This window comes from Vibrio sp. Vb2960 (assembly GCF_033337665.1).
Classification (GTDB): domain Bacteria; phylum Pseudomonadota; class Gammaproteobacteria; order Enterobacterales; family Vibrionaceae; genus Vibrio; species Vibrio alginolyticus.
Genome location: NZ_JAWORD010000012.1, coordinates 106,643 through 129,476, shown reverse-complemented (window position 1 = coordinate 129,476; position 22,834 = coordinate 106,643). Strand labels below are relative to the sequence as shown.

Genomic DNA, 22,834 nt, shown 5'->3' with positions numbered 1-22,834 from the left:
TCACACTACAAAAGCGTCGGATTCCAAAACGCTGTTATGAGCGTAGCTTCTGAGAATATAAATTGAGTGAATGAATAGTATCGAAACGAAAGGAAGAAGAAATGAACTTCTACGAATTTGTAGGTAAAACTGGGCAACATTCCACATATTCTATAAATGTACGAGCACTGCTATTAATCAATGCTCGTAATGGTCGCGCGGCCATTGTTGAACGCTATATTAACCTGTAAGAACGGCGTCTTCTGGGTATTTGACCAAGGTAGGTTCAGGACGTGCCAACATGTAGGCAAGCGTGAGCGGCCCAATACGACCAATGATCATCACCACGATCATAATGTATTTACCAGGTTCAGAAAGTTCCGCAGTCAAACCGGCGGTGAGCCCCACTGTGGCAAATGCGGAAATGGTTTCAAACATAACCTTATCAAAGCTGGCCTTCTCGGTAAGCATCAATAAAAACATTGCGCTTGTCAGGATGGCTCCGCTCACAACGATAATTGCCAATGACTTAGTCACAGTTTGCCAATTTATGGTTCGCTTAAACATAACCACATGTTTCTTTTGGCGTAAAAAGGTCCACGTAGCCATAAACGCAACAGCAAATGTGGAAACTTTAATACCGCCCCCCGTTGAGGTGGAACCCGCTCCAATTAACATTAGAACAATCATGACCAGTAAGGCCGGCTGGGTAAACAACGCCAAGTCAACACTATTAAACCCTGCCGTTCGAGCACTCGCAGATTGAAAGAATGCCGCCAACCATTGCCCTGTTGCAGGTAAAGACGCCATTGTGTTTGGGTTGCTTCGCTCAAGTAACCAAAACATCATCGTTCCGACTAAGAGCAATATCGGTGTAGCAATCAGCATGATTTTGGTGTGAAGATGCAAAAAGTGGAAACCTTTACGCCAGTTTAGCCAGATGTCACCCACAACAGTAAAACCAAGCCCGCCAAAAATGAATAGCCCCGCCAGTGTAAAGATAACCAACGGATCATTCACAAAGCTCATCATACTGTCAGAAAACAGCGCGAACCCAGCGTTGTTAAATGCAGAAATTGCATGAAACAAGGCGTAAAACATACCAGTCTTCCAGCCCATTTCAGGGACCCAGCGGATAGAGAGAAAAATAAACCCGATCGTTTCTGCAACAAGCGCGAAAACAACAATCCGCTTTACTAGTCGGTTTAGATTGACTTGCCGATCTTGCCCTAATGCTTCTTTCGCCAGCGCTTGTTGACGCAAACTCAAACGCACGCCGAACATATAGAGTAAGACCGCCGACAACGTCATCTGCCCCAACCCACCGATTTGCATTAAAAACATCAGCAAGATTTTACCCGCAAGCGTAAAGTGTTGCCCAGTATCGACAACACCAAGCCCTGTCACACTAATAGCGGACGTTGCGGTAAACAAAGCATCCGTTATCGACAGGCCCGTAACAGAAAAAACTGGCAAGGTTAGCAATACCGCAGAAGGCAGTAAAACACCGAGAAAACTGAGCAATATAATTCGCGGTTCGTTGCCTTTCGCTTTCTCTTGTTTACCATCTGGTGCGTAAAAAACACCTTTCTGATGAAAATACGTCATAGCGATTTTAATTTATTTGCGAGCGCATCTTGAGGGCCGACCACAATAATTAGGTCACCAATTTCTAGTGTGGTATTAAGGTCAGGTGCCTTGGTAACTTCTGGGCCCCGTTTAAACCCTAGCACTTGCACGCCATCGACTTTGCACAGAGCCAAATCACTTAGTGTCTTACCCATCCAACGAGAGCCAATCACAAACTCCGTCATAGCTAAGCCACTGCCTAATGGGTGGAACTCAAGAACCCGTTTATCGAGCATTTTACGCGCGACACGTATCCCCATGTCACGCTCAGGCATGATAATGTGGTCTGCGCCAATTTTTTGCAGAACACGAGCTTGGAAGCGGTCGTTGGCTTTAACCCATACTGACTTTACTCCCGCCTCTTTAGCAATCAATGTCGCAAGAATACTGGCATTGACATCCGCTCCGATGGCAATCATCACCATGTCGTAATCATCAAGTTTGAGCTCAGCAACCGTCTCTTCGTGAGTACAGTTAGCCACAACCGCCTGACTAACAAAACTGGCGGCTTCTTTAACTCTGTCTTCGTTGATGTCAACGGCTAAAACTTGAGCGCCTGAATCTTGTAACTCTTTACACACTGCCAAACCAAATCGGCCAAGACCAATAACGGCGAATTGCTTATCACCTGTTTTCATTTGTGCCCCATCTTATGCATTCATTAGCAAGCAAAAAAGTTTGCGCCCATTCCTTACCTTGTGCAAACCTGCGGACAGATAATTGACAAAAGCTTAACGCACCTTGATTCACTTTACGTGTTAAGCGTATGACACTGATTAACTTTTTTCCTCATTACCGAATAGAAACCGTCGCGATGGCTACATAATTGGATGCCTTAAAACGCAAAAAGCCGCAAGAATGCGGCTTTTAGATCATGGGATAAACTGGCTATTTTGATTCGCGCTTATCGTGCGGTTTGCGTTTATTCTTAGGCACGTAATTTAAAATTGAAATTGGTACTGGCTTTCTTGGCGCAAAACCTTCAATTTCCACTCGCTCTAGCAAGTGCCCTAAACGACTTTCAATCATGCAGAGGTTCTTAAAGTCGTCTTTTGAAACCAGTGATATCGCCTCACCTTTCGCGCCAGCACGACCTGTACGACCAATACGATGTACATACTCATCCGCCGGGTAAGGTAAATCGTAGTTGATGACAACTGGCAGATTATCAATATCAATACCGCGCGCAGCAACGCCGGTTGCGACTAAGTACTGGATTTCACCCGCTTTAAACTTTTCTATTAATTCCTGGCGAACACGCTGATTACGGCCACTGTGGAATGCTTCTGCCACAATGCCACGTTTCTCAAGTTGGCTTACCAGTTTGGCTGCGCCGTGTTTAGTTTCAATAAATACCAGTACTTGCGACCAGTCATTTTCTTTAAGCAAGTGACTTAACAGCGACGACTTCATGTCTTTATCGACGGTCGTGATCCACTGTTTAATATTTGATTTTGAGGCACTGTGCTTTGCAATCGTGATCTCTTCAGGATCAATAATCGCATTTTTCGCCAAGTCACGAACAGGGTTAGATAACGTCGCTGAGAACAGCAAACTTTGCACATGTTCTGGCATACAGTCGACGATTTTGTCAATCGCATCGATGAATCCCATATCCAACATTTTGTCGGCTTCATCAAGCACTAGCATTTCCACTTCATCAAAGTGAATCGCGCGTTGACCGTACAGATCAATCAAGCGCCCAGGCGTGCTTACCACAATATCGACACCCTCGATCAAGGCTTGTTTTTGTGGTGCATAATCCACACCACCAAACATCGCCATTGAGCGTAATGGTAAGTTTTTACCATAAGCTTCAATACTTTGATGAACCTGAAGCGCAAGTTCGCGTGTTGGCGTTAGGATAATCGCACGAGCGCGTTTTTTACGTTGCGTTTCGCCTCGACTAAGCTTTTCTAAGATTGGCAGAACAAAACTGGCCGTTTTACCTGTGCCCGTTTGCGCTGCTGCAATTAAATTGCGGCCACGCAATACGATTGGAATGGCTTTTTGTTGGATAGAAGTGGGTTTTTCATAACCTAGCGCTTTTACTGCATCAGCAATCGATGCGCTTAAACCAAGCTTAGAAAATGGCATAGAAAGGTCTCAACAGAGGAAATGGGCGCGTAGTGTATCAGAATCCCCGTGAAGTAACAGAAGGATTCATGCGCGAAAAACTAGGAACATGACACAATCTTAGCCCATGAAATTGGGCTGCAAACCTTTTTCTAATTTTTTCCTCACTTTGTAGGAAACATCATTAAGCGTGATTTTCCCCGTTTTGTGGCGGTCGATACCTGCATTCTGTCGATAGGCAATTGAGCCTTGTCTGAACAAAACGAAAGACGGCGGTTTACCAATCGCAGCAGGGTAGAGAATGGCCATGTAAGCATCTTCTAAGCTATTAATTTTATTTCGATAGGGCCAATAGTACGCTTTCACATAGTCAAGTTGTTCAAGCGCGCTCATTCTCGCAAGAGTCTTTGTGTTCACTCCTAATGACTCTGCGGTAGAAGGCATAAATTGAATTAACCCTGTAGCCCCGCTTCCGGAACCATTTTTGATGCTTGGACTGAAAGTTTCAGCAGTTTCAAATGCCATGCACGCCATAAGATGATTAGGATTGATCTTTAGCTCTTTACTAATACGAATGACTTTAGATTTGAACTCTGGAGAAACTTTACCTCCCCACGCGACCGCGTTCTCGGGATCTGCAATCGAAGAGACCGTTGATGCGTCGTGTTCTTCGACAATTTTAGAAAGTAGAGGAAGCGTTTGGCGTAGTCGATGGCTCGAACTCACCAAGCGAATTGATTTGGTAAGAAACTTGTCTTTTTTTTGATGTAGTTTTTGGAACTTTACTAACTTATACAGTTGCTTATAAACCGTTTTCACAACGAAGCCGGATGTAGGGAACACTCCCAGAATGTAATCCATTCCCTACAAATTTAATATAAATATCAGCAACAGGAATCCTAGATGTGATCAATGTCACCATAAAAATTCTCAAATTCGATACACACCGATGTAAGTGGTCAATGTGTCTCCAACACGCTAGAAGTAAAAGTAAAGAGGCATTAAAAAGGTCTTACCAATTTTTTGGTAAGACCTAGGTTTACTGATTCTCGGATAAGCGAATGTATATTCTTACAGTTCAGCTTCCCGAACCAGTTCTGCAAGCGTCGACAAACGCTGCTCACTTTGTTTTACGTAAGGATTATTCGTATCCCAAGCATATCCAGCCAAAATCGCACTAATCATCTGTTTAATACGTGGGTTCGGTTTTTGATAGAAAATCACATCTTGCAACGTGCCGTTGTACCAGCCTTCCACATAAGTGCGGAATGTGTTCACTCCCACCATTAAGCGTTGCGAGTACTCTTCTTGCCAATCAACCTTTTCACCATTCAGCTGACGAACCACGCAGTCCGCTGCAAACTCTGCCGATTTCATGGCGATAGTGACACCCGATGAAAATACAGGATCAAGAAACTCACCTGCATTACCAAGCAACGCGTAGTGCTCTGTCGCTAAACGTTTGACGTTAGCAGAATAGCCACCCAACTCGCCTGCTGGATTCGGGTAATTCGCATTTCGCAACAAAGAAGCCAAACCCGGCTCTTCATTGGCTAACTGCTGCAACGCTGCAATCTTATCTTCTGGGTATTGTTCGAAAAATTCTGGCTCACCCACCACACCAAACGAACAAGTACCATTAGAGAATGGGATTAGCCAGTACCATACGTCGTGATTTTCAGGATGAACTGAAATTAAAATTTTGTTGCGATCGTATTCCGGCTCTTGGGGAGAGATATGATCTTCGATATGGGTAAAGATCGCTTTTCTAGGCGGAAGACAAGAAGGTTCTTCTAGCTCCAACAAGCGTGGCAAAACACGCCCAAAGCCACTTGCATCCAACACAAAATCTGCTTCGATTTGATAAGCCTTCTTATTTGAGTCGAGCACTTCTAATCGAGACTTTTTCCCTTCAAACACTAGGTTGAGCAGCTCATGCTGATAGCGAATCTCTACGCCTTGCTCTTCAGCGCTATCTGCCAATACTTTATCAAAGTTGGCACGTTGAACCTGAAACGTCGTGCCCGGTCCTGGCGTGTATTTGTTTGTAAAGTCGAACTGGGTGTATACGCCATTACGACGAAATGCAGCACCATCTTTATACTGGAAGCCAAACTGCTTTACTGCATTGGTCATTCCTGCTTGTTCAACAACTTCCATACATGCAGGGAGCAGGCTTTCTCCTATGGAAAAGCGTGGAAAAGTCGCTTTTTCTAAGACAACAACATCTATGCCACGCGATTTTAATAACGCAGAAACGGTTGAACCTGATGGCCCCGCTCCTACGACAACAACTTGCTTGAGCTCTGTTTTCATTCTGAATTTAGTTTGCTTGTAGTTTTAATAAGGTATGACCAAGGCCAATATTGTCGGTTCTTTCAACGACAGATAAACCTGCCGCTTCGACAATTTCTAAGAAATCATCACTGCGATAAAAGCGACTATTACCGTTAGCTAAACAGGTAAAATAAAGAGAAGTGGCATTAAGGCTATAGGAAGCTCCCGCGTATTTTTGAGCATCCCAAAACAGCTCCAATACGTAAATAGTATCTCCCTTCGTTAACTGGGCTTTAACTTTTTTAAGGATATTGAGGATCTCAATTGGGGAAAAGCAATCCAAGAACTGGCTCATCCACCAAACGTCAGCATGCTCCGGCAATGTTTGTGCTTTATCCAGCATGTTTGCAGGGTATGGACGTACACGCTCGACGAACTGGTTTTCTGAAACATTCTTCATCGCTACTTCTAATTGCTGCGGTAAATCAACAATCGTCACTTGAACGTCAGGGTCATGTTTACAACACTGAATCGCCCATTTTCCCGTATTTCCGCCAATATCCACAAGATGCTTTGGCTTGCTTGCAAATACCTCTTTAAGCAGAAGTGGGAACGAGCGATCCGAATAGAAATGATCGAACTTAAACCAGCTCTGTTTGGCTTGTTCTGGTAACGTCGATAGACCTTGATAGATGGTCTCCCAATTGCCCAACTCTTTCAAACCAGACGGTTTACCTTCTTGAATTGCTTCCGTCAAATGCATCATCGCGGCGTAACAAACATCTGCCGTAAAATCCATGTTTGCATTCGTCATACCATCATGAAGAAGGTAAAAACCAAGGTTTGCAAGCGAATAGTTAGGTCGTTCCCATAAAACAATATGCGCACTAATCGCCATATCCAACAGTACTTTAACACCATATTCTGATACTCCCGTTTTCTCGGCAATATCTGTGGCACTCATGCCTTGAGCGCCAGCGCTGTCTAAAGCGGCTAAAATACCTAAATCTCGAAGCGTTTTGGCGGTCTGGAACACGATTGGTGCAAAAGATAACTTCTGAGCTTCTGTCTTCGCTTCAAAAGCATTAAAAGGATCATTATTTTGATTTAACACGGAAAAACCTAACTGCAATTAATAGTTTTATTGTTGAGATTGATTGCCCAACAATGCAATAGCTCGCTGAATATCAACATTCAAGTTGTTTACCCAACGATTGTAATTGCGGTGGATTTTGCCATCACTTGCTTTGAGATTTACTGAGTTGAGATAAATAATTGAGTAATATTTATTATTGTATGGGATTTTTACTTCTGCAGAGTGTTTACGAACGTGGATTTTTGCAATAAGAACACCAGGGCTTACTTCTTCGATCGTCCAGCCTCGGTTAGTTGCTGATTGCACTATGGCCATTTTTACTTGTTTATTTTGAAGATCATAAGCAACTGGAGTATCCTCCACATTCATTACAGGTTGTACTCGTCCACAACCAACAAGAAGCAAAGTTAATAATAACGAGACATACAGCTTAAAACGCGACATGATAATTTCCTTTTTATTGTGAATTTGGGTCAACCCCAATTTGTATCGAGCTGTAAAATAAACAATTTAACCCAATATGCCAAACTCGAAGATCAACATTTCTTTCAATATTGATGCGTGGACAGCGAATTCATTCGGTTTATCCGAATCCAATGAATGGAAACAATGGGCAACAGAGATAAAATGGCCAGAAGATGGCAAAATCAATGTTGCAAATATTCCTGCGATGATGCGCAGAAGAATGAGCCCACTCAGTAAACTGGCGGTACAAACTGCAATCGAAATGCTTAATCAACATCAAGTTGATTACCTTGTATTTTCAAGCCGTCATGGTGAACTGCATCGCAGCGTCGCACTAGTTGAAGATATAATTAATGGAGAAGAGGCGTCTCCGATGGCTTTTTCTCAATCGGTGCACAATACCGCCGCAGGGCTTGCCACTATCGCAACTAAACAACCCGTTCCCCTAACTTCTATCGCTGCGGCAGAAAACACATTCCAAAGCGCAATATTAGAAGCATGGCTGTTTTTGTCCGACAATCCTGACAAAAAAGTACTGCTTGTTGATTTTGATGAGCCTATGCCTGACTCTTATTTAGAATATGAAAACCAACAATACCAAGGGTTTGGACTTGGCTTAATACTTTCTCATGGAGACAAGTTCGCGATACAAAGCTCCATAAACGCAGAACGTTCCGGTCATCCTCTTCCTCAAGGTTTAGTATTTTTGCAACAATACTTGTTAGATAAAAGCCAGTGGACTATTTTCGCTCCGCAACAAGCTTGGGAATGGCACAAAAAATGACTCGCTTAAATCAGTATTGGCGTGTGCTAGCAACAGGCTTTTGTTTTTCAGTATTTGGGTTAGGTGGTTTAGTACTGAGTTTCATTGTTATTCCGACCATTCGTATTTTTGTTTCAGACCAAACGGAACGCGAATATAAAGTTCAGGGTGCGATTCGATATTCATTCAACACATTTTGTAAATTGATGAAGCTAAGTGGCGCAATCGATTATCAAATTATTGGTGCCGATATTCTTCAAAAAGATCGTAATTGTTTAATTGTTGCCAACCACCCTAGTTTAATCGATTACGTTCTCATTGCTTCACAATTAAATCGCTGCGACTGTTTAGTAAAATCGGCAATATGGTCGAATCCTTTTATGAAGCACATCGTAAAAGCAGCCGGATATATTCCCAATGAAGCACCGGATGATTTATTAGCACTTTGTGATGAACGATTTAACAAAGGCAACGTGTTGCTTATATTTCCTGAAGGAACAAGAACAACACCAGGTGTAGAGCCGAAATTACAACGCGGTGCAGCACAAATTGCGGTAAGAACAGAACGAGATTTAAGAGTTGTCCATATTACGGTAACGCCAAGTTTCCTCACAAAAGAGAAAAAATGGTATCAAGTACCGGCAACAAAGCCCTTTTTCAGGGTTGAAGTTAAGGATAAAGTTGAGATTACCCCCTTTATAAAGCAAACTACGTCGCCGACAATAGCGGCGCGACGCTTACAACAGCACCTAGCTGAAAACATTTTTCCAGAAAACTTTTATTAATAAGCAGGTCCCAGTGGAACAGTTACACAACGACATTAAGCAACTTATTATTGATGCTTTAAACCTTGAAGATTTAACCGTAGATGATATCGAAACGGATGCACCACTTTTTGGTGATGGACTTGGCTTAGATTCTATCGACGCGCTTGAGCTTGGACTCGCAATAAAAAAACAATACAACATCGTTATTGATGCCGACGACTCAAATACGCGCGAACACTTTGCTTCTGTAGCAAATCTAGCGAAATACGTTTCTTCTCAAACTAATGAATAAGTTGTAGGTATATTCATGACTGATGTAAATAAAGATCAAGTATTTGAACAAGTTAAAGATGCGCTTGTTGAGCTGTTCGAAATTGACGCAGCCGACATTCAATCAGATGCGCACTTATACCAAGATCTCGATCTTGATAGCATTGACGCCGTTGATTTGGTCGTACACCTACAGAATGTCACTGGCAAAAAAATCAAGCCAGCAGAGTTTAGTGCAGTAAGAACCGTTGACGATGTGGTTAACGCTGTCACTGAGTTATTGAAGGAAAGTTAATGCGCCAATTGCTGACTGGTCTGTCTGCAATTGTACTGTTTGCCTACCCCTTCGCCGTCTATTTCGGTATAGATAAATTTGGCTTGAACTTAGTTGGGGGCTTGTTAATTGCTGCGTTACTTTTGCGTGTTTTCGTCGCAAATAAGACCCCACTAAAAGAGTTTAAGTTCTTGGCGCTCGTTACGGGCGCTGTTGGCATTGTTCTCATTACGCTTGGCATGGTGTTTAAACAACATGGGTGGCTTCAGTTTTACCCTGTCGTTGTCAATGTATGTATGCTGTGTATATTTGGACTGAGCTTAAAACAGCCGCAATCGATCATAGAGAGGCTTGCTCGCTTGCAAGAACCCGACCTTCCGGCTAGTGGCGTGGCTTACACTCGCAAAGTGACGATGGTTTGGTGCGCCTTTTTTACGCTCAACGCTGCCGTTGCACTCTATACCTGTTTCCTACCAGTAAAAATATGGACGCTTTATAACGGCCTCATCAGCTACTTACTTGCTGGTGGCTTGTTCGCTGGAGAATGGATCGTGCGTCAATTTGTTCGAAAGGAACACTAATCGTATGAATACAACGTATTCGAGCTTTACCTCCCTTGCGACCTTGTTCATCGCAGAGAGGTTTGAGCAATCCCCAGTCTCTTACGATCGCGACACGGTTATCACGTGGGGTGATTTCCAGCAGCACGTCGCAACACTTGCTCAGCAGTTAGAAACCCAACCAACGCAAAACATTGCGTTGTGTTTTGGCAACAGCTACCTGTTTGCCGTTGGCTTTTTTGCTTGTTGTTATACAGGAAAATCCATTGTATTACCTGGTAATTACCAACCAGAAGCACTCAAAGAGCTCAGTGAGCACTACGATTTGTTGCTGCATGATGCCGATGTCTCGGTTCCAGAATTGGTGAGCTCGCTTTTGATCGAAGCTCAATCATTGCTAGAAACCACCGTGATTAACGAGCCAGAGGCCAAACAACCTTATTTTTGGCGAGAATTAAACCTAGCGGAAATACCGGTAACGCTATTCACTTCGGGTTCAAGCGGCACACCAAAAGCCATTGCAAAAACGCTGAAACAGCTCGATATCGAAGTTTCTATTCTAGATAACCTATGGGGCGACACAGTTGCCAACACACGCGTTGAAAGCACCGTTTCTCATCAACACATTTACGGCTTGCTGTTCCGCGTATTGTGGCCTTTGTGCTCTGCACGTCCATTTTCAGCACACAACCTTGAGTTCCCAGAGCAAATTGTCCATCACGCTGATGCTGACACCACGCTAGTAAGCAGCCCTGCGTTACTAAAACGACTCAGTGAAGAGCACAATCCGGTTGCGATTCGGTGCGTATTTTCTTCTGGTGGTCCCTTGCCAAACCAAGCCGCGCAGCACAGCCAGTTGTTGTTTGGGTCACTTCCTATTGAAGTTTTTGGCAGCACAGAAACCGGCGGCATCGCTTACCGTCAGCAGCACGTAGCTAGCACTCCCTGGACGTTATTCCCTGGTGTTGAAGCCGAGCTTAACCATGAAAATTGTTTAAAGCTCCGCTCGCCACACATTGATGAAAACACTTGGTACCAAACTGCGGATGAATGCTATTTCCATGATAGTATTTCTTTTGAATTGCGTGGACGCACTGACCGAATCGTCAAAGTCGAAGAAAAGCGCATTTCTCTTGTCGAAGTGGAAAAACGTTTAGAGCAACTGCCGTGGGTTCAAGAAAGCGTGGTGATCCCAATGGAAGAATCTGGTCGCCTCACGTTAGTCTCGATCATCGTACTTAACGATCAAGGCAGCGATGTGCTTAATGAACTTGGTAAAGGCAAATTTTGGCTTGAGCTTCGCAAGGCACTGCGCAATTGGCTAGAACCGATCGCTATCCCGAGAAAATTCCGAGTGGTCGACGAAATTCCATTGAACAGCCAAGGCAAACGCCAAGTTGCTGAAATTGAAAAACTATTCCAATAAAGCTAGTAACATGGAAAAAAGAAAACCAACTATTCAGAATATTGAAGTGAGTGACCACACCACAGAGCTGTCGCTGCGAGTGGATGCTGACATCTTAGATTTCCAAGGTCATTTCAATCACTTCCCTCTTTTACCCGGCGTCACTCAAATTGATTGGGCGCTGTTCTACGCCGTTCAACATTTGAATACTCCCAAGGTATTTAAAGGAATGGAAGTCATCAAATTTCAAGAGCCGATTCTGCCAAACGCCGACGTTTGCCTCTCACTCTCTTGGGACAATGAGCGCGAGAAATTGACCTTTAAGTACACATCGACAAACGGTGAAACCTTGGTGACTCACTCGTCAGGAAAAATGAAACTGGGTGAGTCACGTGAGTGATTATCGCCCCTGCTTTTTAATTCCTTGCTACAACCACGGCAGCACAATTGCAGACGTGGTGGCATCGTTATCCTCTTTCGCTTTGCCAGTGCTGGTCGTGGACGACGGCAGCAATGAAGACACCAAACAAGCGCTTTCTGCTTTGAGTGAACAAGGGCTGATAAAACTGATTAGTTTGAGTGAAAACCAAGGCAAAGGTGGCGCGGTGATGGCAGGCCTACATCAAGCTCACCAACTTGGTTTTACGCACACCATTCAAATCGACGCAGACGGTCAACACGACCTAGAAGCATTGCCGAAATTGCTCAGCGCCAGCGAAACAAAACCAGATAACCTGATTTCGGGCCAACCGATATACGACGAGAGCGTACCTAAATCCCGTTTGTATGGTCGCTACGCTACGCACGTGTGGGTGTGGATAGAAACCTTGTCACTGTCTATCAAAGACAGCATGTGCGGTTTTCGCGCCTACCCAGTGGCGAAAACGGTCGCCGTGTTGAACAAGTACAGTATCGGCAAACGCATGGATTTTGATATCGAAATTCTAGTGCGAATGTACTGGGAAGGCGTCGACATTGATTTTGTTCCAACGCGTGTGATCTACCCTGAAGGTGGCATTTCCCACTTCGACGCATTGTGGGATAACGTCAAGATAAGCTGGATGCACACTCGCCTATTTTTTGGCATGTTGCCGCGCATTCCTTCGCTACTCGCCAGAAAGCGCCAAAACACAGATGACAGTAATGCCCACTGGTCGAAACGAAAAGAACAAGGCACGATTTTAGGCATCAAAACCTTACTCGCGGTTTACCGCTTGTTCGGCAGAAAAGCGTTTGACCTGATTTTAAAATTAGTCATGCGCTACTACCACTTCACGGGTAAATCTGCCCGTGAAGCGTCTGAGATTTACCTGCAAAACTTGCAGTACTACGCAACGCAGCAGAGCATCGCACTACCAAAACAGTTGGACAGCTATCATCATCTGCTTTCTTTTGGGCGAACCATGCTCGACAAACTGGCAGCATGGCAAGGTGACTTTAACGTCGATAACCTAACCATTCACGGCCAGCATCATTTCGAAGAGATGGCGCAGAAAAAACAAGGCGTACTCATTTTAGGCTCGCACCTTGGCAATATCGAACTCTGCCGTGCGCTTGGTCGTCGACACTCTCATGTCAAAATCAATGCCTTGGTATTTACCCAACACGCTGAACAATTTAATGCGGTAATGAAGGCGGTAAACCCAAATTCGGAACTGAATCTGATTCAAGTCAGCTCAATGGGACCAGACACCGCGATTCTGCTTCAACAAAAAATCGAGCAAGGCGAATGGGTGGTGATCGTTGGCGATCGCACTTCCACCAGCAAAGAAAATCGTGTCGTTTGGGCAGATTTTCTTGGTAAACCTGCACCATTCCCGCAAGGCCCATTCATGCTAGCCTCGGTATTAAAAGCGCCGGTTTACCTACTCTTCGGCCTACGCGACGACGAAGCAAACACTCCGCATTTTAATGTGTACTTTGAACACTTTAGTGACCAAATCACGCTACCGCGCAAGGAGCGTCAGCAGGCACTAGAACACGTTGTTCAACAGTACGCACAAAGATTAGAACACCACACACTGCAAGCGCCGTTACAGTGGTACAACTTTTTTAACTTCTGGACTTTAAGTAATCAGCCACATGACAAACAACAATAATCACAACATCACTTTTGGTGCCCAATCTTTAACCATCGAAGATGTCGTTGCCATTGCTCAAGGTGCAAAGGCAAACATGAACACCTCGCCAGAATTTACCGCGAAAATTGATCGTGGCGTGGCGTTTCTGGAACGATTACTGAAAGAAGAAGGCGTTATTTACGGCGTAACCACGGGTTATGGTGATTCATGCACCGTGGCGATTCCACCCGCTCTTGTGGATGAACTTCCGTTGCACCTTACGCGCTTCCATGGCTGTGGCTTAGGTCAAATCCTTTCTCATGAGCAAGCTCGTGCGGTGCTAGCAACACGTTTATGTTCATTGTCGCAAGGCGTATCTGGCGTGTCTCACGATCTGTTGAACCAAATCGTTACGCTTATCAACCACGACATTGCGCCGCGTATTCCACAGGAAGGCTCGGTGGGCGCAAGTGGCGATTTAACGCCTCTGTCGTACCTAGCGGCGACCTTGATTGGCGAGCGTGAAGTACTTTACAAAGGCGATGTGCGATCAACACAAGAAGTGTTTTCAGAGCTGGGCATTGAGCCAATTCGCCTAAAACCAAAAGAAGGTTTGGCGTTAATGAACGGTACATCCGTGATGACTGCTCTCGCCTGTCTTGCCTACAAACGCGCAGAATACCTAGCGCAGCTGTGCACCAAGATTACCGCAATGGTCTCTGTGGGTATGCAAGGTAACGATTTCCACTTTGATGAAGCGTTGTTTGCGGTAAAACCTCACCCTGGTCAACAGCAAGTTGCGGCTTGGCTGCGTGATGATCTCAATGCTGAACGTCCGCCACGCAATAGCGACCGACTGCAAGATCGTTACTCGCTGCGTTGTGCGCCACACGTAATTGGCATGGTGCAAGACTCACTGCCTTGGCTACGTCAATTGATTGAGAATGAACTAAATAGTGCCAACGACAATCCAATTATCGATGGCGACAACGAGCGCGTTCTCCACGGCGGTCACTTCTACGGTGGTCATATCGCAATGGCGATGGATACGTTGAAAGTGAACATTGCCAACTTGGCTGATTTGCTGGACCGTCAGATGGCGCAACTGATGGATTACAAGTTCAATAACGGCCTGCCGTTTAACTTAACCGGTGCAGAAGGCGAGCGTAAACCGATCAACCACGGCTTTAAAGCGGTTCAGATTGGTATCTCAGCTTGGACGGCAGAAGCGTTGAAAAACACCATGCCAGCGAGCGTTTTTTCTCGCTCAACCGAATGTCACAACCAAGACAAAGTGAGCATGGGCACCATTGCGGCTCGTGATTGCCTACGCGTACTTGAGTTAACAGAGCAAGTTGCTGCGGCTTCACTCCTAGCAAGCGTTCAAGCGGTTGAGATTCGTCGTCGTCATAACGAATTGGACGAACACCACATGAGTCAGAGTTTGCGAGTAATTCGTGACGCAGTACTGAGCGAGTTTGAATTTGTGATTGAAGATCGCCCATTGGAACAAGATTTGCGCCATTTCATTGAACGCATTCAGCAACGTCATTGGCCACTCTACGCGGAGGTATAATGCAAGAGCAGGTTCTCTACCCATTAGAAGCGGAGGTGACTATGGTCACCTCATTCCAAGATGCTGACCCGATGGGCGTGATTTATCACGGCAACTTCTTTCGATATTTTGAAGAAGCGCGTCGTGTGCTGATGGAAAAGATCCAATACAGCTATCGCGATATGCAAGACTCTGGGTACATGTGGCCGATCATCGACACGCGCGTTAAATACGTGAAGGCGATTCCGTTTAATCACACCATTCGCATTACCGCGCAACTCACTGAGTGGGAAAACCGCTTACGTGTGGATTACGTGATTTACGACGCCGAAACGAATCAACGTATGTGCAAAGCGCATACAACGCAAGTCGCCGTATCCATTGAAAAGCAAGAGATGTGCTTTGTTTCTCCAGCAATCTTTTTAGATAAAGTAGAGCAATGGCACAACCATGGGAGTCTGGACTAATGCAAAAGTGGTTACTCTCTTTTTTGTTGATATTTTCTGTTCCAGCACTGGCCACACCGACAGCAAACGTAACAGATTTGGCATCGCTTCAGCAGCAGTTGTCTCAGCATGAAATCGTGCGCGGAGATTTTACGCAGCAGCGTCATCTGGAAATGTTCAGTCAACCTCTAACCTCTAAAGGTCAGTTCACACTGAGCAAAACACATGGCTTGTTGTGGCAACAAACAGAACCTTTCGCAGTCAATTTGGTATTGACGGAAAACAAACTTCGTCAGACTTTTGCCAACCAAGATCCGAAAACGATCTCTGCTGAAGAAAACCCAATGGCGTTCTACTTTAGCCATGTGTTTTTATCCGTGTTCCACGGGGATACTTCTGCACTGCAAGAACAATTCACACTCGATTTTTCAGTTGAGAACAATCAGTGGCAGCTCGTTTTAGTGCCCAAACATTCGCCATTAAATGCGGTGTTTAAAGCCATCACCCTTTCCGGTAAAACGCATATTGATCGCCTAACCCTGCAAGAGCTGCGCGGCGATAAGACCGAAATCACGTTTACAAACCAGACCTCTCTACCTCAGGAACTCACGGATGCCGAAGACGCTCAATTCCGTTTCTAAACTCAGTCTTGGCACTCATACCTTTGCTCTGGTTTGGCTCAATCTCGTTGTTTTAGCGGGCGCGTTGCTACTCAAACAATGGGTTTGGAGTGCAGAATCTCCGATTGAGACCAACATTTTAAAACTGTTGCCGAAGAACCAACAAAACCCAGTGGCTGAGCAAGCCTTTGAGTCGGTCTCGGCAAGTATGAGCGACAAAGTCATTTTCGTGATCACAGCGCCGGACAAAAATGCCCTTTTTGCAGCGGCCACTGAATTTGATAAGGGGTTACGACAAAGTAATCATTTTCGCGATGTGGTGGGAAAAATCTCACCTCAAGAGCAGCAAGCTTGGGCGAGTTACTACTTTAAGCACCGTTTCCAATTGCTGACGCCTGAACAACGAGAGCGTTTAAGCAAAAATCCAGAACAGCAAGTGCAGCATGTGATTCAATCTCTGTACAACCCGTTTTCTGGAGTGACTGGGCAAGAGTTACAAAATGATCCTTTCTTGCTATTTCGTGATTATTTAAGCCAAGTTACCCAGCAATCGTCCTCTTTCCGATTGGATAACGGCTATCTGTCCGTCGAAAAAGACGGTGCTCAATACTTGCTTATTACTGCTGAGCTAAAAGACTCGCCTTATAGCCTAACTGGGCAGCTTGCCGTCCCTGACATTCAAGCGCTAGAGCAAAGCGTCGCGCAGAAATATGGCGCTAAAGTGGCACATACTGGCGTTCTATTTTACGCCGACTTTGGTACGCAAAGTGCCAAATCGGAGATCAGTACCATCGGTGTGTTCTCTCTGCTCGGTATCATTGCATTGCTCGTGTTGGTCTTTCGTAGTGTGATGCCACTGTCTCTGGCACTGCTTTCCATCACCATTGGTTTGCTCGTTGCTTTGTCCGTTACGACGTGGATTTTTGGAAAAGTCCATCTGTTCAGTTTAGTGTTTGGCGCAAGTTTAATCGGCGTGTCTATCGACTACGCATTCCACTACCTAACCGAACGTCTTGCGGCGGGAAATGAATGGGATAGCGAGCAAGGATTAAAGCATATTTTCATAGCTATCACACTTGGCTTAATCACCAGTTTGATCGGCTATTTGGGCATGTTAGTGGCACCGTTTCCAGGTTTGCAGCAGCTTGCGCTGTTTTCATCCCTTGGTCTGATTGCTGCTTACATCACCGTGGTGGCTTGGTATCCGATACTGGCTCGTAACCCATCGCGATCCATTTCGAACTTACCAGGACAATCACTGTTGGCGAAATGGTTAACGCTTTGGAATCAACCTCGAATTAAAGTCGGATTACCGATGTTATGTGTGGTTGCGAGTGGCTTTTTCTTGCTGCAATTGAACTACGATGACGACATTCGTCTGCTGCAAACGATGCCGAAAGATCTCAAGCAGCAAGAAACCTTGATTACGACGCTCAGTGGCATGCAATCTTCGCAGCAAATGTTGGTCGTTACCGCCGACGATGACGAAAGCCTAATGAAAAAGCTGGAGTCTTTGACACCAACTTTAGAAGCGTGGAAAGCGGAAAGCACCATCGAAAGCTACCAGAGCCTGAGCCGCTACTTGAGCTCAGTGGAACGTCAGCAACAAGACTATCAATTGATTCGCGATCTTTACGCGACACAATCCAGCCCACTTACTTCCGGGTTGGGCTTAAGTAAAAAGCCCAAAATGGACGCCGACTTTATCCCTGTTACGGTTGAACAGTACTTGCAAAACCCGGTATCAGCGCCTGTACGTTTTCTTCATTTGGGTAAAATTAATGAAAAATCGGCAACGGTTGTGGTGTTAAACCAATTGCAAGACTCCGCTGTTGTTAAGGCATTTGCCAAATCACAGTCTGATGTTGTTTACCTAAACAAAGCTGAAGAAATATCCGCCCTATTTGGTGAATACCGAATCAAAATCATGGAGCTATTGGCAGCCGCCAGTGCTGTGATCTTTCTGGTATTAATCAAGCGGTACGGTCTGCAACACAGTTGCCGAGTTTTACTGCCATCATTGATTGCTTGCGCCTGCGGTCTTGCAACTGCTGTCGCGATGGGAACAACATTAAACCTGTTCAACTTGCTTGGCTTGGTGCTCATTCTTGGTATCGGGATCGATTACACTCTGTTCTTTGCCGAGAAAGCCCGCAGTGTGAGCACACTATTAGCGATCACCCTTTCGGCAATGACCACTGTGTTGTCATTTGGGTTGCTGTCACTCAGCCAAACTCACGCGATTCACAGTTTCGGCATTACGGTGTTAAGTGGTATTTTTGTCGCTTGGCTGCTCTCTCCGATTGCAATTAAAACAGAGGAAACGACGTCATGATTTTCAATCACGCCTTTCGCTGCGCGACGTTATTCGCACTGAGCCTGTTTTTAAGTGCATGCAGCTTGGTCCCTCACCAATCGACGCCTCAGGTCGACATTGCCGAGCACACCCAAGTTAGCTTACCCACTCCCGCAAGCTTGGGCTATCAGTTGTCTGCCAGTCAGTTAATTACGGCTTCTTGGGCAATAGATGGTAAAACCACATCTGAGCAACTTCCGGTACAACTGCAAGTGACCAACAACGAAGTGGTGCTGGCAGGCTTCTCATCCTGGGGGACAAGAGTACTCTCACTGTCTTACGATGGAGAACAAATTCAAACCGAAGTGCTCAATGGTTTACAAGGTTCGCTACCGCAGCCAGAACAGGTATTATTTAACCTGATGATCACGCTCTGGCCGAGTTCCGCTTGGGAAGGATCGTTAAATGAGGTAAGGTGGCGAATTATTGATAAAAATAATTCTCGCGCCATCTTTGATAGCGACGGTGAAAAGATCATTGAGATTCAATACAGCTCTTCTAACAAGTTAGAGGGTAAGATTGATTTTCATCACCTCAAACATCAGTTTTCAATTTCTATTCAAACACTGCAACATCAGATTAACTAAGAACAATTTAGAATAACAATATGCCTATTCGCTCTTCTCAACCTTTGTATATTCAGGCCTGTGGCTTTCACTCTGCCATGGGACAAGATGACGCGCTCATCCACCAGTGTTTATCGGGAGCGAAGCCATCCAACATGGTGGTTGACCAAGATATTTTAAATTCAGGCCGCCAAACAGTAATCGGTCGAATTGCACAGACGTTACCGCAATTACCGACCGCACTCAGCCAGTTTGATACGAGAAACAACCGCCTCGCACTTTCGGCTTTGCTGCAAATCGAAGGCGACGTGCGTGACGCCATGGCTAAATATGGTCGTGACCGTATCGCAGTCGTGATCGGCACCAGCACATCTGGCATTTCAGATGGCGAAATCGCATTTGGTGAAAAGCTGGCAAAGGGTAATTTTCCTGCCGACTACCATTACACCAAACAAGAGCTTGGCAACTGCAGCGATTTTATTGCCGCCTACTTTGATTTGAGCGGCCCACATTACTCAGTTTCAACCGCCTGTTCTTCTAGTGGCCGTGTCTTTTTAACCGCACAACGCCTGATTCGCTCTGGCATTGTTGATGCGGTTATTGTGGGTGGTGTGGATACCATTTGTCGCCTCACACTAAACGGCTTTAACGGTTTAGAAGCTCTATCCGATACCCTTTGTAAGCCGTTTGACCAACATCGCAACGGCATCAATATCGGTGAAGCCGCAGCATTAATGTTGCTAAGCAAAACACCTGCGCCCGTTGCTCTTCTCGGAGCTGGCGACAGCTCAGACGCACACCATATTTCCGCACCACATCCAGAAGGGTTAGGCGCAGAAGAAGCGATGAGAAAAGCGTTGGCCAATGCAGGACTTACAGTGCAAGACATTGGTTACATCAACGCGCATGGCACAGCAACGCCGTTAAACGATGCGATGGAAAGCAAAGCCATTCATCGCTGCTTTGGAGACTCCGTTCCCGTAAGCTCGACAAAGCCACTTACCGGACACACATTAGGCGCAGCAAGTGCAACGGAAGCCGCGATCGCTTGGCATATTCTCAAGTACAACCTTGATTTGCCAATACAACACTGCGAAACCAAAGCAGACGATATCCATATATCGTTAGTTGAGACGCCAACCAAACTGGGTAACAAAGCGATTCTCAGCAACTCTTTTGCTTTTGGTGGCAATAATATTAGTCTTATTTTTGGTTACGCTCATGACTAAACTTCCTCCCATCGAACAACTTTTGCCACACGACAAACCAATGATCTTGGTTGATCGTGCTTTGGATGTTCAACAAGATACGATTCACTGCCAGGTTGATATCGCAGAACACAACCCGTTCTTCGACTCGACCTCTCAAACCGTGCCAGCTTACGTTGGCATTGAGTTTATGGCGCAATCTGTCGCGGCGTGGTCTGGTTACCACGCATTAATGAAAGAACAAGCGCCACCGATTGGCTTTTTGCTTGGTAGCCGTCGATACACGTCTGAATGCGATACGTTTTCTCGCGGACAGGTGCTCGATGTGTATGCTGAAAAAGTTATGGAAGATAACGGTATGGCGGTTTTTTCAGCCCGTATTGAGCTACAAGGAACTGTTGTAGCGACTTGCCAATTGAACGTTTACGTTCCATCAGAAGAAAAATTACAAGAAATGAAAATCAGGAGTCAACAATGACCCGACAAGTCCTCGTTACAGGTGCCAGCAAAGGCATCGGTAAAGCCATTGCCGTTCAATTAGCCAAAGATGGTTTCCAAGTCATTGTCCATTACATGGGCGATCAACAAGGCGCGCAAGACACCCTAAACACCATCGAACAGCATGGTGGTAGCGGTCGTCTTATCCAATTCGACATCAGTGACCGTGCAGATTGTCGTGAGAAGCTAGAAGCCGATATCGCCGAACACGGCGCTTACTATGGCGTCGTGAACAACGCTGGTATCACAAAAGATACCGCTTTCCCTGCGATGACCGAAGAAGAATGGGATGGTGTGATTCATACCAACTTAGATAGCTTCTACAACGTTCTTCACCCTTGTGTTATGCCAATGGTGCAAAAGCGCAAAGGCGGCCGAATTGTTACGCTTGCATCAGTCTCTGGCCTAACGGGGAATCGTGGTCAAACTAACTACAGCGCAGCGAAAGCGGGCGTAATTGGTGCAACAAAATCACTCGCGCTTGAACTGGCAAAACGCAAAATCACCGTCAACTGCGTTGCTCCAGGGCTTATCGACACAGGCATGGTAGACGAACACGTGAAAGAACATGCGATGCCGCAAATTCCTTTGCGCCGCATGGGAGAGCCAGAAGAAGTTGCTGGTTTAGTCAGTTACCTTATGTCTGACATCGCAGGCTATGTAACTCGCCAAGTCATTTCGGTAAACGGAGGCCTAGTATGAGCCGTCGAGTTGTTGTAACCGGAATGTCAGGCGTGACTGCGTTTGGTAACGATTGGCAATCTGTCGAACCAAAACTGCGTGACTGCCAGAACGCGACGCAATACATGCCTTCTTACGAACAGTATGATGGTTTGAACACCAAGCTCGCGGCACCAATTTTAGATTTTGAACTGCCAAAGCACTACAAGCGCAAGCAAGTACGCGGCATGGGGCGTGTTTCCAAATTGGCGACCGTCGCAACAGAAAACGCACTAAGCCAAGCAGGTTTGATTGGTAACGACGTACTCACCAATGGTCAAACGGGTATCGCATACGGCTCATCAACAGGCAGTACTGACGCAATCGGCGCATTTGGTGTCATGCTGAATGAGAAAACCACTAAAGCGATCACCGCAACGACTTACGTGCAAATGATGCCGCATACCACGGCAGTGAACGTTGGTCTATTTTTCGGTTTGAAAGGCCGAGTGATCCCAACCAGCAGTGCATGTACCTCTGGCAGCCAAGCAATCGGCTACGCCTACGAAGCGATCAAGCACGGCTACCAAACGGTCATGGTTGCTGGTGGCGCTGAAGAATTGTGCCCAACGGAATCCGCGGTCTTCGATACCCTTTTTGCCACCAGTCTGAAGAATGAAGACCCGAAAAGCACACCAAGACCTTATGACTCCGATCGCGATGGTTTGGTGATTGGTGAAGGTGCGGGAACGCTAGTTCTGGAAGAGTACGAACACGCCGTCGCTCGTGGCGCGAAAATCTATGCAGAAATCATCGGTTTTGCCAGCAACTGTGATGCCGCACACGTCACTCAACCACAGATGGAAACCATGCAAATCTGTATGGAAATGGCTTTGCAAAACGCGGGCATTCCTTCTGAGAAGATCGACTATGTATCTGCTCACGGCACTGCCACCGACCGCGGCGATATTGCGGAAAGCAACGCAACAGCGAATGCTCTGGGCAAAGTGCCAATCAGTTCACTCAAGAGCTACTTTGGCCACACACTAGGCGCCTGTGGCGCGATTGAAGCGTGGCTAGGTTTAGAAATGATGCACACAGGTTGGTTTAACCCAACGCTCAACCTAGAAAACCTCGACGAGCAATGTGGCGATTTAGACTACATCGCCGGACAAGGCCGAGAGCTGGACGTGAAATATTTGATGAGTAACAACTTCGCCTTTGGCGGCATCAACACCTCCATCATCTTTAAAAAGATGTAATGCCCTTAATAAATGCAAAAGCGCTGGTTAACCAGCGCTTTT

24 protein-coding genes are annotated in these 22,834 nt (G+C 45.7%); 17 read left to right on the top strand and 7 right to left on the bottom strand.

What is annotated here, in order from left to right; translation table 11 throughout:
- Positions 1–219 precede the first annotated feature (219 nt).
- From R7O03_RS12400 to R7O03_RS12370, 7 genes are all read right to left on the bottom strand, one after another.
- On the bottom strand, positions 220–1,587 hold the full coding sequence (locus R7O03_RS12400) for a TrkH family potassium uptake protein (RefSeq protein ID WP_064353721.1): 1,368 nt from the start codon (positions 1,585–1,587) through the stop codon (positions 220–222).
- Positions 1,584–2,246 carry a potassium channel family protein gene (locus R7O03_RS12395; RefSeq protein ID WP_053303271.1) on the bottom strand — a complete coding sequence of 221 codons (663 nt, stop codon included), beginning with the start codon at positions 2,244–2,246 and terminating at the stop codon, positions 1,584–1,586. Before R7O03_RS12395 ends, R7O03_RS12400 begins: the two co-directional genes overlap by 4 nt.
- A gap of 250 nt (positions 2,247–2,496) precedes the next feature.
- The gene (locus R7O03_RS12390; protein WP_005382264.1) at positions 2,497–3,705 is read right to left on the bottom strand and encodes a DEAD/DEAH box helicase; all 1,209 of its coding nucleotides are present in this window, start codon (positions 3,703–3,705) and stop codon (positions 2,497–2,499) included.
- Positions 3,706–3,804: 99 nt separating this feature from the next.
- The gene (locus R7O03_RS12385) at positions 3,805–4,545 is read right to left on the bottom strand and encodes a transglycosylase SLT domain-containing protein (protein WP_080960101.1); all 741 of its coding nucleotides are present in this window, start codon (positions 4,543–4,545) and stop codon (positions 3,805–3,807) included.
- A gap of 210 nt (positions 4,546–4,755) precedes the next feature.
- Positions 4,756–6,000, bottom strand: coding sequence for an NAD(P)/FAD-dependent oxidoreductase (locus R7O03_RS12380; protein ID WP_054576723.1), 1,245 nt, complete (start codon positions 5,998–6,000; stop codon positions 4,756–4,758).
- Between the two features lie 7 nt (positions 6,001–6,007).
- Positions 6,008–7,075: a class I SAM-dependent methyltransferase gene (locus R7O03_RS12375; protein ID WP_053307501.1), complete on the bottom strand. Its 1,068-nt coding sequence runs from the start codon at positions 7,073–7,075 to the stop codon at positions 6,008–6,010.
- A gap of 27 nt (positions 7,076–7,102) precedes the next feature.
- On the bottom strand, positions 7,103–7,501 hold the full coding sequence (locus tag R7O03_RS12370) for a hypothetical protein (RefSeq protein ID WP_005382272.1): 399 nt from the start codon (positions 7,499–7,501) through the stop codon (positions 7,103–7,105).
- Positions 7,502–7,577: 76 nt separating this feature from the next.
- Between R7O03_RS12370 and R7O03_RS12365 the strand changes: the two genes are divergently transcribed.
- The 17 genes from R7O03_RS12365 to R7O03_RS12285 are packed head-to-tail and all read left to right on the top strand — an operon-like array spanning position 7,578 to position 22,792.
- Positions 7,578–8,306: a beta-ketoacyl synthase chain length factor gene (locus tag R7O03_RS12365; protein WP_318131731.1), complete on the top strand. Its 729-nt coding sequence runs from the start codon at positions 7,578–7,580 to the stop codon at positions 8,304–8,306.
- Positions 8,303–9,070, top strand: a complete 768-nt coding sequence (locus tag R7O03_RS12360; RefSeq protein WP_258483719.1) for a lysophospholipid acyltransferase family protein — start codon at positions 8,303–8,305, stop codon at positions 9,068–9,070. Before R7O03_RS12365 ends, R7O03_RS12360 begins: the two co-directional genes overlap by 4 nt.
- Before the next feature lie 13 nt (positions 9,071–9,083).
- On the top strand, positions 9,084–9,344 hold the full coding sequence (locus R7O03_RS12355) for a phosphopantetheine-binding protein (protein WP_005382278.1): 261 nt from the start codon (positions 9,084–9,086) through the stop codon (positions 9,342–9,344).
- Between the two features lie 15 nt (positions 9,345–9,359).
- Positions 9,360–9,617, top strand: a complete 258-nt coding sequence (locus R7O03_RS12350) for an acyl carrier protein (protein WP_005382279.1) — start codon at positions 9,360–9,362, stop codon at positions 9,615–9,617.
- On the top strand, positions 9,617–10,177 hold the full coding sequence (locus tag R7O03_RS12345; RefSeq protein ID WP_151514614.1) for a hypothetical protein: 561 nt from the start codon (positions 9,617–9,619) through the stop codon (positions 10,175–10,177). Before R7O03_RS12350 ends, R7O03_RS12345 begins: the two co-directional genes overlap by 1 nt.
- Before the next feature lie 4 nt (positions 10,178–10,181).
- A complete protein-coding gene (locus tag R7O03_RS12340) occupies positions 10,182–11,582 on the top strand; it encodes an AMP-binding protein (protein WP_213896174.1) in 1,401 nt (466 codons plus the stop codon).
- A 10-nt stretch (positions 11,583–11,592) separates the two neighbouring features.
- Positions 11,593–11,961, top strand: coding sequence for a 3-hydroxyacyl-ACP dehydratase (locus R7O03_RS12335; protein WP_182039296.1), 369 nt, complete (start codon positions 11,593–11,595; stop codon positions 11,959–11,961).
- Entirely contained in the window at positions 11,954–13,660 is a 1,707-nt protein-coding gene (locus R7O03_RS12330; RefSeq protein WP_182039297.1) for a glycosyltransferase family 2 protein, read from the top strand. The genes R7O03_RS12335 and R7O03_RS12330 overlap by 8 nt, the downstream gene beginning before the upstream one ends.
- Positions 13,644–15,197, top strand: a complete 1,554-nt coding sequence (hutH, locus tag R7O03_RS12325; RefSeq protein ID WP_085569954.1) for an HAL/PAL/TAL family ammonia-lyase — start codon at positions 13,644–13,646, stop codon at positions 15,195–15,197. The genes R7O03_RS12330 and hutH overlap by 17 nt, the downstream gene beginning before the upstream one ends.
- Positions 15,197–15,643: an acyl-CoA thioesterase gene (locus tag R7O03_RS12320; protein ID WP_042523992.1), complete on the top strand. Its 447-nt coding sequence runs from the start codon at positions 15,197–15,199 to the stop codon at positions 15,641–15,643. The genes hutH and R7O03_RS12320 overlap by 1 nt, the downstream gene beginning before the upstream one ends.
- Positions 15,643–16,263, top strand: a complete 621-nt coding sequence (locus tag R7O03_RS12315) for a LolA family protein (RefSeq protein WP_042523990.1) — start codon at positions 15,643–15,645, stop codon at positions 16,261–16,263. The genes R7O03_RS12320 and R7O03_RS12315 overlap by 1 nt, the downstream gene beginning before the upstream one ends.
- On the top strand, positions 16,235–18,577 hold the full coding sequence (locus R7O03_RS12310; protein WP_318131730.1) for an MMPL family transporter: 2,343 nt from the start codon (positions 16,235–16,237) through the stop codon (positions 18,575–18,577). The genes R7O03_RS12315 and R7O03_RS12310 overlap by 29 nt, the downstream gene beginning before the upstream one ends.
- A complete protein-coding gene (locus R7O03_RS12305; RefSeq protein ID WP_054575211.1) occupies positions 18,574–19,185 on the top strand; it encodes a DUF3261 domain-containing protein in 612 nt (203 codons plus the stop codon). The genes R7O03_RS12310 and R7O03_RS12305 overlap by 4 nt, the downstream gene beginning before the upstream one ends.
- Positions 19,186–19,205: 20 nt before the next feature.
- On the top strand, positions 19,206–20,393 hold the full coding sequence (locus R7O03_RS12300) for a beta-ketoacyl-[acyl-carrier-protein] synthase family protein (protein ID WP_005388320.1): 1,188 nt from the start codon (positions 19,206–19,208) through the stop codon (positions 20,391–20,393).
- Complete coding sequence (locus R7O03_RS12295) at positions 20,386–20,850, top strand: hotdog family protein (RefSeq protein ID WP_005388322.1); 465 nt, start codon at positions 20,386–20,388, stop codon at positions 20,848–20,850. Before R7O03_RS12300 ends, R7O03_RS12295 begins: the two co-directional genes overlap by 8 nt.
- Positions 20,847–21,572 carry a 3-oxoacyl-ACP reductase FabG gene (fabG, locus tag R7O03_RS12290; protein WP_213906496.1) on the top strand — a complete coding sequence of 242 codons (726 nt, stop codon included), beginning with the start codon at positions 20,847–20,849 and terminating at the stop codon, positions 21,570–21,572. Before R7O03_RS12295 ends, fabG begins: the two co-directional genes overlap by 4 nt.
- Positions 21,569–22,792, top strand: coding sequence for a beta-ketoacyl-ACP synthase (locus tag R7O03_RS12285; RefSeq protein ID WP_053307508.1), 1,224 nt, complete (start codon positions 21,569–21,571; stop codon positions 22,790–22,792). The genes fabG and R7O03_RS12285 overlap by 4 nt, the downstream gene beginning before the upstream one ends.
- The last annotated feature ends 42 nt before the right edge of the window (positions 22,793–22,834 follow it).